This window comes from Desertivirga arenae, assembly GCF_017355785.1.
GTDB classification, from domain to species: Bacteria; Bacteroidota; Bacteroidia; order Sphingobacteriales; family Sphingobacteriaceae; genus Desertivirga; species Desertivirga arenae.
The window spans coordinates 254750-269471 of the sequence record NZ_JAFEWE010000007.1; the positions used below are offsets into that span (position 1 = coordinate 254750).

11 protein-coding genes are annotated in these 14722 nt (G+C 41.1%); all 11 read left to right on the plus strand.

Annotation, left to right across the window (positions count from 1 at the left end):
• Positions 1 to 2: 2 nt before the first annotated feature.
• On the plus strand, positions 3 to 410 hold the full coding sequence (locus tag J4N24_RS15635) for an FtsL-like putative cell division protein (RefSeq protein WP_207534629.1): 408 nt from the start codon (positions 3 to 5) through the stop codon (positions 408 to 410).
• 35 nt (positions 411 to 445) lie between these two features.
• A complete protein-coding gene (locus J4N24_RS15640) occupies positions 446 to 2569 on the plus strand; it encodes a PASTA domain-containing penicillin-binding protein (RefSeq protein ID WP_207534630.1) in 2124 nt (707 codons plus the stop codon).
• Positions 2569 to 4029 carry a UDP-N-acetylmuramoyl-L-alanyl-D-glutamate--2,6-diaminopimelate ligase gene (locus J4N24_RS15645; RefSeq protein ID WP_207534631.1) on the plus strand — a complete coding sequence of 487 codons (1461 nt, stop codon included), beginning with the start codon at positions 2569 to 2571 and terminating at the stop codon, positions 4027 to 4029. The genes J4N24_RS15640 and J4N24_RS15645 overlap by 1 nt, the downstream gene beginning before the upstream one ends.
• Positions 4029 to 5270, plus strand: coding sequence for a phospho-N-acetylmuramoyl-pentapeptide-transferase (mraY, locus tag J4N24_RS15650; RefSeq protein ID WP_207534632.1), 1242 nt, complete (start codon positions 4029 to 4031; stop codon positions 5268 to 5270). Before J4N24_RS15645 ends, mraY begins: the two co-directional genes overlap by 1 nt.
• Before the next feature lie 8 nt (positions 5271 to 5278).
• Positions 5279 to 6664: a UDP-N-acetylmuramoyl-L-alanine--D-glutamate ligase gene (murD, locus tag J4N24_RS15655; protein WP_242691657.1), complete on the plus strand. Its 1386-nt coding sequence runs from the start codon at positions 5279 to 5281 to the stop codon at positions 6662 to 6664.
• 93 nt (positions 6665 to 6757) lie between these two features.
• Positions 6758 to 7954 (plus strand): FtsW/RodA/SpoVE family cell cycle protein, encoded by a 1197-nt coding sequence (locus J4N24_RS15660; RefSeq protein WP_207534633.1) that lies wholly within the window; start codon positions 6758 to 6760, stop codon positions 7952 to 7954.
• A gap of 86 nt (positions 7955 to 8040) precedes the next feature.
• The gene (gene murG / locus J4N24_RS15665; RefSeq protein WP_207534634.1) at positions 8041 to 9147 is read left to right on the plus strand and encodes an undecaprenyldiphospho-muramoylpentapeptide beta-N-acetylglucosaminyltransferase; all 1107 of its coding nucleotides are present in this window, start codon (positions 8041 to 8043) and stop codon (positions 9145 to 9147) included.
• Positions 9148 to 9238: 91 nt separating this feature from the next.
• Complete coding sequence (gene murC, locus J4N24_RS15670) at positions 9239 to 10594, plus strand: UDP-N-acetylmuramate--L-alanine ligase (RefSeq protein WP_207534635.1); 1356 nt, start codon at positions 9239 to 9241, stop codon at positions 10592 to 10594.
• The gene (locus J4N24_RS15675) at positions 10587 to 11462 is read left to right on the plus strand and encodes a cell division protein FtsQ/DivIB (protein WP_207534636.1); all 876 of its coding nucleotides are present in this window, start codon (positions 10587 to 10589) and stop codon (positions 11460 to 11462) included. Before murC ends, J4N24_RS15675 begins: the two co-directional genes overlap by 8 nt.
• A 4-nt stretch (positions 11463 to 11466) precedes the next feature.
• On the plus strand, positions 11467 to 12816 hold the full coding sequence (gene ftsA / locus J4N24_RS15680) for a cell division protein FtsA (RefSeq protein ID WP_207534637.1): 1350 nt from the start codon (positions 11467 to 11469) through the stop codon (positions 12814 to 12816).
• A 126-nt stretch (positions 12817 to 12942) separates the two neighbouring features.
• Positions 12943 to 14598 carry a cell division protein FtsZ gene (ftsZ, locus tag J4N24_RS15685; protein ID WP_207534638.1) on the plus strand — a complete coding sequence of 552 codons (1656 nt, stop codon included), beginning with the start codon at positions 12943 to 12945 and terminating at the stop codon, positions 14596 to 14598.
• The last annotated feature ends 124 nt before the right edge of the window (positions 14599 to 14722 follow it).

A 14722-nucleotide genomic window follows, 5' to 3' on the forward strand; every position in this document is an offset into this window, starting at 1 on the left:
AAATGACAAATCGTTTCAGAGCTGAATTAGAAGAAGAAGAGTTTGAGCCGGAGGTGCAGCCTGAGGAGAAGGAAGTCAAGGCTGAGTTGCCAAAAAACTTTTTCACAGCCTTGTTAACTGAAGGTGTGGTGACAAAAGAGGCAGCTACCGAGATGCTCCCGTTTATAGTTTTTCTGGCCATGTTAGGGATGTTTTACATAGCGAACAGGCACTTTGCTGAAAGGAATATAAGAGCCATTGATAAGCTAAATAAGGAAGTAAAGGAATTGAGCTGGGATTACAAGACGTTGAAAGCAGATTTGATGCTCAAAAGTACACAGACGGAGGTGGCTAAGTTAGTGGACACATTGGGATTGCACGAGCCGGTAGAGCCACCTAAAAAAGTAATTATAAAAGAAAACGAATATTAATATTCAGTTTGAATCAGTTGTATTAGCAAATACTTATGAATATCAGGACCGACATATTGCTACGTGTGTACATCGCCTTTGGGTTGATCGTGCTTCTCGCGTTTGCTGTGTTGTTCAAGTTGTTTCATCTTCAGCTTGTTGAGGGGAGTAAGTGGAAGGCAATGGCTGATAGCCTTTCGACAAAGTATGTTAATGTTGAGGCTGTAAGAGGGAACATTTATTCTGTAGACGGAAGCCTTCTCGCTACTTCTGTTCCTGAATATGAACTAAGAATGGACATGTTAGCTGCAGGAATTGAGAAGGATGAAGTATTTTACGAGAAGGTGGATTCTTTGGCCGAAAAGTTATCGAGCTATTTTGGAGATAAAAGCCAAAGATATTACTCTCGAATGCTGCGCGAGGGCAGAAGGGATAAGGCCAGGTATATGCTTATCAAAAGGAATGTTACGCATCAGGAGTTAAATGTGATACGGACCTTTCCGGTGTTTAATTTGGGGAGGTATAAAGGCGGGCTTATTACTATTCAAAAAAATAAAAGGATCTTGCCATTTAGGACTCTCGCTGCCAGGACAATAGGGTACAAGAATGAAAATGTCCAGCCGGTGGGCCTTGAAGGGGCGTACTCCAGCTATATTGATGGCGAAAGTGGCAGGCAATTAATGCAACGTATTGCAGGAGGGGTTTGGATGCCTGTTAATAAGGAAGTGGAGATCGCACCCAAAGATGGTGCAGATATAATTTCAACTATTGATATTAATATGCAGGACGTGGCGCAGAATGCGCTGAGAAAGCAGTTGATCAAGAGCGATGCGGATCATGGATGTGTAGTGTTGATGGAAGTAGCCACAGGGGAAGTTAGGGCAATAGCTAATTTCACCAAGGTGACTGAGGGGCAGTATGAAGAAAAGTTCAATTATGCGATTGCTCAAAGTGCAGAGCCGGGGTCTACTTTTAAGCTTGCTTCCTATTTAAGCTTACTGGAGGATCATAAAGTAGACACGAGTACGCGGGTAGATTGTGGAGGGGGATTGTTTAAGGTTTACAATCACCGGAACAAGCTGGTTAAGACTGTGAAGGACTCACACCTTGGTCTTAAGGTAGTTTCGGTAAAAAGGGCTTTTGAAGAATCATCAAATGCTGCTATCGCTAAGCTGATCTACACCCATTATAAAAATGAACCTGAACGCTTTACTGATCGGTTGCGTGAGTTGCATTTGCACGAGAAAGCTGGTTTGGAAATTCCGGGGGAGGGTATTCCCTACATTAAGACTCCGGAAAGTAAAGCTTGGTATAAGGGTTTAAGTTTAGCGCAGATGGCTTACGGGTATGAGTCTAAAATGACTCCTTTGCAGATGCTCACCTTCTATAATGCAATTGCAAATAATGGGAAAATGGTGGCTCCAAAGTTTGTGCGTGAGATCAAAAGATTGGGTAAACCTGTTGAGGTTTTTGAAATAAAGGTGATTGATGAAAAGATCTGTTCTGAGGAGACTTTATCGAAACTGAGAGGGATGCTTGAAGGTGTAGTTGAAGAGGGTTCAGGAAAGACAACAGTTAAAAGCGCATTATACAAGGCTGCTGGTAAAACAGGTACAGCTCAAATTGCAGACGGTGCGAGAGGTTATCGAGGTAAGCGCTCTTATCAAGCTTCCTTTTGCGGGTATTTCCCGGCCGACAAGCCAAAGTACGCTATGATTGTTGTTATTACGAATCCTCAGGGAGCCTATTATGGAGCTTTGGTAAGTGGACCTGTTTTTCGGGAAGTTGCTGATAAAATTTATTCTCAGGATGTAGAGATGTATAATCCGGTGAATAAAGTTAAGTATGTGGGGAACACTACGCCACCGCCAACGAAAGCCGGGAGTAATGTTGCTGTTAAAAAAGTCTATAGGGCCTTAGGTGTAAAATCGTACCTGGCTGCTAATAATGATATTGCTACTGAGATCGATACTAATAATAGTGTCGATTTAAAAGAAGTGAAAGTTAGACCAAGAGTGGTTCCTGATGTAACAGGGATGGGTCTGAAGGATGCTATGTTCCTACTAACCAGTTCCGGGCTTAGGGCTGTGGTAAAGGGAAGTGGTAAAGTTGTTAAACAATCCATTGTGCCAGGTGTACGTACTGTTGCAGGATATCCTGTAATGATTGAACTACAATAATGAAAGAATTAAGAGAACTACTGGAAGGCGTTAAGGTACTTGAGCAAAAAGGCTCGGGTAGCACCGGTGTGGATTCTGTTTGCTTCGATTCAAGGCAGGCAGTAGCAGGTTCATTATTTGTTGCTGTTCGAGGTACCGTAACTGATGGTCACCATTATATTGACAAAGCAGTTGTCTTGGGTACTTCAATTATAGTTTGTGAAGAAATTCCTGCCAACGCCAAGAGTGATATAATTTTCATCAGAGTAGAAAACTCTGCAGTGGCTTTAGGAAAAATTGCAGCAAACTTTTACGATAACCCTTCTACTGATCTGAGACTTGTAGGGGTAACAGGGACAAATGGAAAGACTACAGTTGCCACACTTCTTTACAAGTTATTTGAAGAACTAGGCTATAAGACGGGACTGATATCTACTGTTCAGAATCATATTCACACTGCAGTAGTTCCTTCTACTCATACTACACCAGATCCAATTGCACTAAATAAGCTTTTGGCCGAGATGGTTGCTACCGGTTGTGATTATTGCTTCATGGAGGTTAGCTCTCATGCAGTTGCACAGCATCGTATCGAGGGACTCAGTTTTACCGGAGGTGTTTTCACCAATATTACCCACGATCACCTGGATTTTCATAAAACTTTTGACGCTTATATAAAGGCTAAAAAGGCATTTTTTGATGGCTTGCCAAAGACAGCCTTCGCACTTACAAATGCTGATGACAAAAATGGTAAAGTAATGCTCCAGAATACGAAGGCTCACGAAAAGACCTACGGATTAAAGGGGCTGGCCGACTTTAAAGGAAAGATCATCGAAAATCAGTTCTCGGGATTGCTTCTGGAGGTTAATCACCAGGAAGTTTGGTTTAGGCTGGTGGGAAGCTTTAATGCCTATAACCTGTTAGCAGTTTACGGAACTGCTATGCTTCTTGAGCAGGACGGTACAAAAGTCCTTACCATATTAAGTCGTTTGTCGGGAGCTGAAGGAAGATTTGACTACATAACTTCTCCAGATGGAGTAATAGGAATTATAGATTATGCGCATACTCCGGATGCTGTGCAGAACGTACTTAGTACCATTCAAAACATCCGTAAGGGAACCGAACAGGTAATTACTATTATAGGTTGTGGCGGAGACCGGGATAGAACAAAACGACCGGTGATGGCTCAGGTAGCATCGGAATGGAGCGATAAGGTTATCCTAACATCTGACAATCCACGTTCTGAGGAGCCAGAAGCAATTCTGGAAGAAATGGAAGCAGGACTTACCCTGACCAACAGAAAGAAGGTTTTGACTATAGCAGACCGCAGGGAAGCAATCCGTACCGCTTGCCATTTGGCTAAAGCAGGGGATATTATTCTATTAGCGGGTAAAGGACATGAGAAATATCAGGAAATTAAAGGGGTAAAGTATCCTTTTGACGATAAAGCGATTTTAACAGAACAATTTAACTTATTAAGCTAATGCTGTATTACTTATTCACCTGGTTAGACAGAGAATATGACGTGCCTGGAGCCGGAGTGTTTTATTACATCTCCTTCCGTACAGCTATGTCTATTATCGTGTCTCTGTTATTCACAACCATTTATGGTAATAGGCTGATTAAGATTTTAAGGGCGAAGCAGGTGGGTGAAACTGTTCGTAACCTTGGTTTGGAAGGGCAGATGCAGAAGCAGGGTACACCTACCATGGGTGGTATTATTATTCTTCTAGGTATTTTGATCCCCACACTGCTATTTGCCAAGCTTGAAAATATTTATGTTATCCTGATGATAGTGACCACTGTTTGGATGGGGACCATTGGGTTTATTGACGATTATATTAAGGTATTCAAAAAGGATAAAGAGGGACTAGCTGGCCGATTTAAGATTATGGGACAGGTTGGCCTGGCTTTAATCATTGGATGGACAATGTATTTTCATCCTGACATTGTTGTAAGGCAGTCGGTAACTTTGCCCACCACGAATACTGCTCCTTTGGAAGTACATCAACGTGGAAATGAGTATTATTTCACGCAGAACCTCAAATCAACAAAAACTAATATTCCTTTCTACAAGAACAATGAATTTGATTATTCGAAAGTTCTTAAGTTCCTGGGAAAGGGGTACGAAAAGTACGCTCTGGTTGTTTTCTTGTTTTTTGTGATCCTGATTATTACAGCTGTCTCAAATGGTGCAAATATTACAGATGGGATTGATGGTTTGGCAACAGGAACGTCTGCTGTCATAGGAGCCACACTCGGCATTTTAGCTTATGTGTCTGGTAATACGATTATATCAGAATATCTCAATATTATTTACATACCAAACTCAGGGGAGCTTGTGATTTTTGCCGGTGCCTTTGTTGGGGCTTGTGTAGGGTTTCTATGGTATAATTCCTTTCCTGCCCAGGTTTTTATGGGAGATACAGGAAGTTTGGCAATCGGTGGAATTATTGCAGCTTTTGCGATCATGATCAGGAAGGAGATGCTTATCCCAATTCTCTGTGGAATTTTTCTGGTTGAGAATATGTCGGTGATCATGCAGGTATCCTATTTCAAATACACCAAAAAGAAATTCGGAGAGGGACGCAGGATTTTCCTGATGTCTCCGCTACACCACCATTATCAGAAAAAGGGCTATCACGAAGCGAAGATCGTAACCCGGTTTTGGATCATAGGGATTATTCTGGCAGTATTAACTATTGTAACCCTTAAACTACGCTAATGGCAGAAATGGGAAATATAGTAATGCTGACAAACGAGCTTCCTTCTGCGGACGCGAAAGGACTTATTGTCATCCTTGGAGCCGGAGAGAGTGGGACAGGGGCTGCTGTATTAGCACGAAAGGAAGGTTTTGAGGTATTTGTTTCAGATCTGGGGGAAATAGGCGAATCTTATAAAGCAGAGTTAGAGTCTTACGGAATCCCCTACGAAGAGAAACAACATACAGAGGATAAAGTATTATCGGCAATTGAGGTAATCAAGAGTCCTGGTATTCCTGAAAAGGCACCTTTAATAAAAAAGCTGAGGGAGAAAGGTATTCCTGTAATTTCTGAGATAGAATTTGCAGGAAGGTATACTAATGCAAAAATGATCTGCATTACGGGTTCAAACGGAAAATCAACCACTACCATGCTTTCTTATCATATTCTTAAGAATGCGGGTTTAAACGTTGGTCTTGCCGGTAATATCGGAAAGAGCTTTGCCCGTCAGGTGGCAACAAAAAACTTTGATTATTATGTTCTGGAGATCAGTAGTTTTATGTTGGATGATATGTATGAGTTTAAAGCAGATATAGCTGTTTTGCTCAATATCACTCCTGACCATTTAGATCGATACGATTATAAGATGGATAATTATGCAGACTCTAAGTTCAGGATTCTGCAGAACCAGACAGAGAACGACATTTTTATATACTGTGAAGACGATGAGGAAACCTTTAAAGGCCTTGGGCGACATTCAGTTAATGCAAAAGCCTTTCCCTTTTCTATAAAGAGGGAATTGCCCATAGGCGCCTATTTAGCAAACGGAAGTATTTATATAAACCTGGGAAACCAACAAACATTCAACATGTCAATTAACGATCTTGCTTTGCAAGGGAAACACAACATCTACAATTCTATGGCTTCAGGAATCCTTGCCAAAGCACTTGAACTGCGTAACGAAAGCATCCGCGAAAGCATGGGTAATTTCCAAAATATTGAGCATCGATTGGAGCATGTTGCAAGGATTGCGGGTATCGATTTCATTAACGATTCGAAAGCAACTAATGTTAATTCAACGTGGTATGCTTTGGAAAGTATGAATACAGACGTCGTTTTGATCCTTGGCGGTGTAGACAAAGGCAATGATTACTCTATGCTTTTAGACCTGGTAAAGACTAAGGTAAAGGCAATTGTTTGTTTGGGTAAAGACAATAAACGAATTCATGATGCCTTCGAGGATGAGGTAGAAGTGATCGTTAATACATTTTCAGCAGAAGAAGCTGTGCAAATAGCGTATCATCTCGCAAAGAAGGGAGATACAGTATTACTTTCTCCGGCATGTGCAAGCTTCGATCTGTTCAGAAACTATGAGGATCGCGGCAACCAGTTCAAGGATGCAGTAAGGGAGCTGTAGTATTAATTGTCAGCTAGCCCTTGAAGGGTTCTCATATTCAGTAAATAGTCAAAAGTTAGAAGTAGCAGGATAGTTAAGGCAAACCTGGAAACAATGTTCAACGCAATTTTAAATAAGACGAAAGGAGATCGCTGGATCTGGCTGATTGTGATTGTACTCTCAATCTGGTCGCTTCTGGCTGTGTATAGTGCTACGGGAACGCTTGCTTATAAAAAAGGTGTAGGAACAGAAGCTTTCCTGATGAAGCATTTGATATTTATTGTAGGAGGGGTGGCCCTGATGTATTTCTCGCATCTTCTGGATTACCGGTATTATGCTGGAATTTCTAAGATTTTGATGATCATCACGATTCCATTGCTGCTATATACCCTGGTTTTTGGAGCTTCTGTAAATCAGGCAAGTCGCTGGGTGACCATCCCTGTTATTAATCAGACCTTTCAGACGTCGGATATGGCGAAACTGGCGCTGATAACGTTTTTAGCAAGGATGCTGACTCGGAAGCAGGAAAACATTAAGGATGTTAAGGACGCTTTTCTTCCAATCATGGGCTCGGTTTGTTTAGTGTTTATCCTGATTGCCCTGGCTAACTTGTCTACGGCAATGATGCTTTTCGGTGTGAGCATATTATTGTTGATCATCGGGCGTATTAGCATCAAACAGATCCTGATCGTATGCTTAGGCGGTCTTATTTTATTGATGGGTGTTATCTTTCTGGGGCCCAGAAGAGAGACGTATAAATCTCGTATTAACACTTATCTGCATCCTGAGCTGGCCGATAAGGATAAGGCATTTCAGGGAAATCAATCAAAAATAGCAATAGCAACGGGAGGGATTTTTGGTAAAGGTCCAGGTAATAGTACACAGCGCAATTTCCTTCCACACCCCTATTCGGATTTTGTATTTGCTTTAATTATTGAAGAATACGGACTGGTAGGAGGAGTTGGCTTAATTGTAATATATCTTGTATTTCTTTATCGATGTATTTTGATAGTGACTGCTAGTCCTAAGGCCTTTGGTGCCTTACTGGCGGCAGGACTTAGCTTTAGTCTGACCATACAAGCCTTTGCAAATATGGCAGTAGCTGTGGGGTTGGGACCTGTAACGGGGGTTCCTTTGCCTTTGGTAAGTATGGGAGGTACTTCTATTTTATTCACAAGCGTTGCTTTCGGAATTATCTTAAGTGTAAGTCGAGATGTCGAGGAAAAGAAGAAAACTGGTGGCATTGCTGATACAACAGAAGAAAAGACAAAGAATAAGAGAGACAATAAAATAATAGTTGGAGAGATATAAATGAATGAAGGATAGAAGGATTGAATAATAGAATTAGTTATGGAATCATTCATTCTTTCATTCACTCATTCTATCATTTTTAAAATATGACAAAAGTAATCATTAGCGGAGGTGGAACCGGAGGACATATCTTCCCTGCAGTTGCAATTGCAAATGCATTGAAGCGTATTGATCCTGCTATTGAAATTCTTTTCGTTGGTGCAAACGGGAGAATGGAAATGGAAAAGGTACCTGCGGCTGGTTACACTATTATTGGCCTCGATATTCAGGGATTCCAGCGGAAAGCTTTATGGAAGAACATCATGCTTCCAATTAAGATGTTAAAAAGTTTGTTGAAAGCCCGGTCTATTATAAAAGAGTTTAAACCAAATGTCGCAGTTGGAGTTGGTGGTTATGCTTCTGGTCCCTTATTATACGCTGCTGGGCAGATGGGAATTCCCTATTTAATACAGGAACAAAACTCCTACGCTGGCATCACAAATAAGAAATTAGGTACAAAGGCAAAGAAGGTGTGCGTTGCCTTTGATGGGATGGATAAATTTTTTCCCTCAACCAGCCTGATGTTAACCGGAAATCCTATAAGAAAGCAATCCGTGGAAATAGAAGGAAAGCGGGAAGAGGCTTTAGCATCTTTTGGGCTTTCTGCTGGTAAAAAGACAATCCTGGTTACCGGAGGAAGTCTTGGTGCCGGAACGTTAAACAAAAGCATGGTAGCTGGTCTTCAAAAGCTGATTGATCAGAATATACAGCTTATCTGGCAAACAGGTAAATATTACTATTCATCAATCATTAATCAGGTAGGAGAACGACCTGACAAGAACATAGTTGTTCTGGAGTTTTTGAATCGAATGGACTATGCTTACGCTGCCGCAGACTTAATTATTTCCAGGGCAGGAGCAGGAACAATAGCTGAATTGTATGTGGTAAAGAAACCTGTGATTCTTGTTCCTTCGCCGAACGTTGCTGAAGACCATCAAACTAAGAATGCAATGGCTCTGGTTAATGTCAATGCTGCAGTTTTGGTAAAGGATGTTGTTGCTGAAGAGGAGCTTGTTGAAAAGGCGATAGAGTTGATCAATGATTCTGCAAAGTGCACAGAGTTGAGTAATAACATTAGCAAGTTAGCTCTGCCGGATGCAGATGAAGTAATTGCAAGAGAAGTTTTGAAGATAGCTTTTGAAGGGTATAGGTAAAAGGTTAAAGCCTCTTTTAAAACCTATTTAAAGAAATATAAGATTAGTAAAGCTTTGAGTTTTTAGCTCTTAGCTTTCAGCTTTAAAACAAATGGAATTAGACAATATAGAACAAGTTTATCTGGTTGGTATCGGTGGAATCGGTATGAGTGGCCTTGCTCGTTACTTCCATAAAAGGGGATGCGAAGTTATTGGTTACGACCGTACACAAACAACCTTGACCGATAGTCTTGCAGAGGAGGGAATGGTAATTACATACGTAGATGGTGTAGATCAGATCCCGGCTAATTTCAAGGCAGCTTCGGATAATTTGCTTGTTATTTATACTCCGGCAATTCCTAAAGATTCTGCTATCCTTAACTATTTTCAGGAGAACAACTTTGATCTGAAGAAGCGCTCCGAAGTACTTGGGATTATCAGCAAAGGAATGTTTACCATCGCAGTTGCAGGAACTCACGGAAAAACAACAACTTCCACGCTGGTTGCTCATATCCTTAAGCATTCTGGTTTTGATTGCACAGCCTTTCTTGGAGGAATTTCTTCTAATTACGATACAAATGTTCTTTTTGGGGATAATGATGTAGTGGTTGTCGAAGCTGATGAGTATGACAGGTCGTTCCTTCGTCTTCATCCTGATATTGCTATTATCACCTCTATGGATGCTGATCATTTGGATATCTATGGTGATGATTCTCATGTAAAAGAATCGTTCAGGCTTTTCGCATCACAATTAAAGGAGGGTGGCAAGCTTATCCGTAAGAGCGGATTACCACTTGAAGGAGGAACCAATTACTCCGCGAAAGAAGTCGCAGAAGTTTGTGCAACGAATGTGCGGATAGAAGCAGGGACTTTCTTCTTCGATTTCAAAGGCCAGGATCTTGAGATCAATGATATTGAATTGGGTTTACCTGGTTTGCACAACGTAGAAAATGCAACGGCAGCAATCCAGGCGTCTTTATTACTAAATATTGAAGCAGAAAAGATTAAAGCGGCGCTGAAGGATTTCAGAGGTGTTAAAAGACGTTTCGAATATGTGATTAGAACAGATGAGAAGGTCTTTATCGATGATTATGCTCATCATCCTGAGGAGCTGAGAGCATGTCTTTCTGCGGTTAAACAACTTTACCCGGGTAGAAAGTTAACCGTAGTGTTTCAGCCCCATCTCTATTCTCGTACAAGGGACTTTGTAGATGGATTTGCTGAAGTTTTAGATATGGCTGACGAACTGGTGCTTCTGGATATATATCCAGCACGGGAACTTCCTATTCCGGGAGTTACGTCTGAGATCATTTATAACAAGATGAAATTAGAAAATAAACAGATTTCATCTAAAGAAAGTGCCGAAGCGATTATTGCAAAATTGCAGCCAGAGCTTCTTTTAACAGTGGGAGCTGGAGATATAGACACGTTGGTATTGCCTTTTAAGGAGATTTTAGAAAATGCTTAAACGAATAAACTGGAAAGCGGTATTTATTGCATTCACCTGGGTGTTAAGCCTGGCTGGAGTAGTTGTGCTTATGAGTTTTATTGAAGTTAAGAAGAACGAGGCTGTCTGTAAGGACATAAAGGTGATTATTCCCGGTATTGAGAGCTTTATCGACAGGCAGGAAGTTGATCTGATCATTGAGCGAGTAACGGGAAAGATCATAGGCAAGCCATTGAATGAAATAGATATTCATAAAATTGAAGAGGCATTAATAGCAAACCCATATATCCAGACAGCGAAAGTATATGCAGAAATGGATGGGGTGATCAATGTTGCCATTGACCAGCGGGAACCTGTACTTCGTATTATAAACATCGCAGGGCAAGACTTTTATGTTGATAAAGAAGGTTTCAAACTTCCCCTTTCAAGCAGTTTTACTCCCAACGTAGTAGTTGCGAATGGGTTTATTGTAGAACACTTCTCCGGTAAAGTGGATACTTTAAAAACGGATATTGCTAAAGGCCTTTATAATGCCTCCCTATTCATAAGGAAAGATACGCTTTGGAATGACCAGATAGAGCAATTATATGTGAACGAGAAACGCGAGATAGAAATGATACCCCGTGTTGGCGATCACAGGATAGTACTTGGTGAAGCAGATTCTTTAGAAACCAAGTTTAGGAATCTCCTTGTATTTTATAAAAGGGCATTGCCCAATGTTGGCTGGGATGCTTATAAGACAATAAATATTAAATATGCCAACCAGATTGTATGTGTGAAAAGGATCACAGACAGTACTGCGGTAATAACGAAATCTCCGGTTGTTGCAAATGCCACAACTGACACGATAAAAACAATTCAGGATACTTTAATAACAGCAACGCATTAAATTTATGGAAAAAGGTACTTCTACATCATCGAAAAGCTCTCCTATAGTCGTAGGACTGGACATCGGTACAACAAAAATCTGTGTAATTGTTGGCCGTAGGAGCACGCATGGAAAAATAGAGATACTGGGCATTGGGAGGGCAGAATCTGCAGGGGTAACACGCGGTGTGGTATCAAACATTCAAAAAACTGTTCAGGGAATACTTCAGGCAGTTGACGAGGCAAGTTCACAATCAAATGTGGATGTTAAGATCGTTAATGTGGGTATTGCCGGTCAACATATAAAAAGCCTTCAACATAGGGGCATTTTGACGCGTAAGGATCTTAATAATGAGATTCAGCGGAAGGATATCGAAAAGCTTATCGAAGATATGTATAAGCTGGTGATGCCTCCGGGTGAGGAGATCATCCATGTGCTGCCTCAAGAATTCACTGTTGATAACGAGCCTGGAATTAAAGATCCTATCGGGATGGCTGGTGTGCGTTTAGAGGCTAATTTCCATATCATTTCAGGACATGTGAGTGCTGTTAAAAATATCTTGAAATGTGTTACTAATGCCGGACTTGAAACACAGGAGCTGATCCTTGAGCCTCTTGCTTCATCTGAGTCGGTTTTATCCGAAGAAGAAAAAGAGGCTGGGGTGGTTTTAGTGGATATTGGTGGCGGTACTACCGACATTGCTATTTTCCATGAGGGTATTATCCGTCACACAGCTGTAATACCTTTCGGGGGTAACAGTATCACTGAAGATATCAGGGAGGGTTGTGCAGTTATGCGCAATCAGGCGGAGCTGTTAAAGACACGTTTTGGATCTGCATTAGCAGATGAAAATAAAGAGAATGAAATCATTTGTGTTCCTGGGCTGAGAGGTCGCGAGCCAAAGGAAATTTCAGTTAAAAACCTTGCTTATGTTATTCAGGCAAGAATGGAAGAGATTTTGGAGCATGTTTACTATGAGATCAAGGCTTCCGGATATGAAAAGAGACTGATTGCTGGTATTGTGATTACGGGGGGTGGCGCTCAGTTGAAACATCTTCCTCAATTGGTGGAATATGTAACAGGTTTAGATTGCCGTGTAGGTTATCCAAACGAGCACCTGGCTAAGAACGAGGTGTTACCAAAGAATATATACGATGATTTAAAGAGCCCGACTTTTGCAACGGGTATAGGTTTATTAATTAAGGGAATTCAGAAAGCAGAGGAAATGGTGGAGATGATTAAGCAACCAGGTGTATTTGTGGAAAAACCGCAAGCAGAGAAACCGAAAAAATCTTTCGGATTATTTGATAAGCTTCTTCAAACAGGAGCAAAATTTATTAAAGACGATATTAAAGACGAAGACTATATTAAATAATTTTCCACATTAGCTAAGTTTTCCACATTGCTAACAGTTGTGGAAAACGTTTGTGTAAAAAATATTAATATTACGACTAGGTATAGGTAAAAGAAACGGAAATCTACTAAGCTGAGAATTAACGATATGCAGTTTGAAATGCTAAAAGAAAAATCATCAATTATCAAAGTAGTTGGTGTAGGTGGTGGCGGTGGCAATGCTGTCAACCATATGTTTAGACAGGGAATTACAGGTGTTGACTTCATTATCTGCAATACTGATGCGCAGGCGTTGGAGTTAAGTCCTATTCCAAATAAAGTACAGTTAGGTGCGAGCCTCACTGAAGGAATGGGAGCTGGATCAATACCTGAAGTGGGAAAGAACTCTGCTATCGAAAATATAGAAGATATTAAACGCATGATCGGCGCCAATACCAAGATGCTATTTATTACGGCAGGAATGGGTGGTGGAACCGGTACTGGCGCAAGTCCCATCATTGCAAAGGCCGCAAAAGAAATGGATATCCTTACAGTAGCAATTATTACTACTCCATTCTCTTTTGAGGGTAAACGACGTAAGATGCAGGCAGAGGAGGGACTTGACGAGTTAAAGAAATATGTCGACTCATACCTGGTCATCTCGAATGATCGCTTACGTGAGATTTTCGGAAACCTTACTTTAAGTGCAGCTTTTGCTCAGGCGGATAATATTTTAACAACCGCAGCCAAAGGTATTGCCGAGATCATTACTATACCCGGTTATATCAACGTCGATTTCAAAGACGTACGTACTGTGATGAGCAACAGTGGTGTGGCTATTATGGGTAGCTATGCAGCTGAAGGTGAAAACCGGGCTCACCGAGCAGTGGAAGGTGCCTTGGCTTCTCCATTATTGAAAGATAGTGAAATACAGGGTGCTCGTTACATCCTTTTAAATATCAGTTCAGGGTCAAGAGAGGTTTCTATGGATGAAGTAAGTGTTATTACTGACTATATCCAGGATGAAGCAGGCTTAGCTGCAGATCTTATCTGGGGTAACTGCGTTGATGAATCGTTGGGTGAGAAGATCCTGGTGACTATTATCGCTACTGGTTTCCAAACTAAGGAAGAACGTGAAGTAGAAAAGAGCCAGCAAAAGAAGGTTTCTTTGCTAACGCCTGAAAATGCTCCTATGGTTAAGCCGGTAAACGCAGTGAATTCGTTTATTCAGGTAGAGCCAAAAATTGAACAACAAATTGTAGAGGCTAAAGCAGAGGAGGATATGCAATCTGACCTGTTTGGTGGGTTCTTCTCTCCAAAAAGTAATCCTGAAGAGCGTGTTCCAGCTGTTCCATCAGAGCCAAGGATCGTCCGTCATACCCTACATGATGAAGAGCCGGCTGCAAAGCCAGCGGAGCCTTCTCCATTTGAATTTGGTGTGAAGACGGTTGAATCCGAATTTCAATTCGGTGGTGCTAAGTCTGAGGATTTAAGATCCCCTGAGACCTATGGAACTCCTGAACCTCAACCTGTAGCACCACAACCGGTTGCTCTTAATCCTGATGATAATAAAACGGATGAGTCTATTGAAGAGCAATTGCGTAAATCAAGGGAGCGTATCCTTCGTCTTAAAGACTTAAGCATGAAGTTGCGTACAGCAAATGGTTTGCAGGAATTAGAAAATGAGCCTGCTTACAAACGTAAGCAAATGGCACTTCAGCAAACTCCGCACTCTTCAGAGTCTCAAGTTTCAAGATTTACTATTTCTAATGACACAGGAGAAATTCGGCCTAATAATTCCTTCCTGCACGACAATGTAGATTAATCCACAGGAAAATATAAAAAGCCTTTATCTAACAGATAAGGGCTTTTTGCTTTATGTATCCTCTATAATAGCTGTAAATTAATTGTTTATCTATCATTAAACTTTAACTTTGCGCCTATTATCC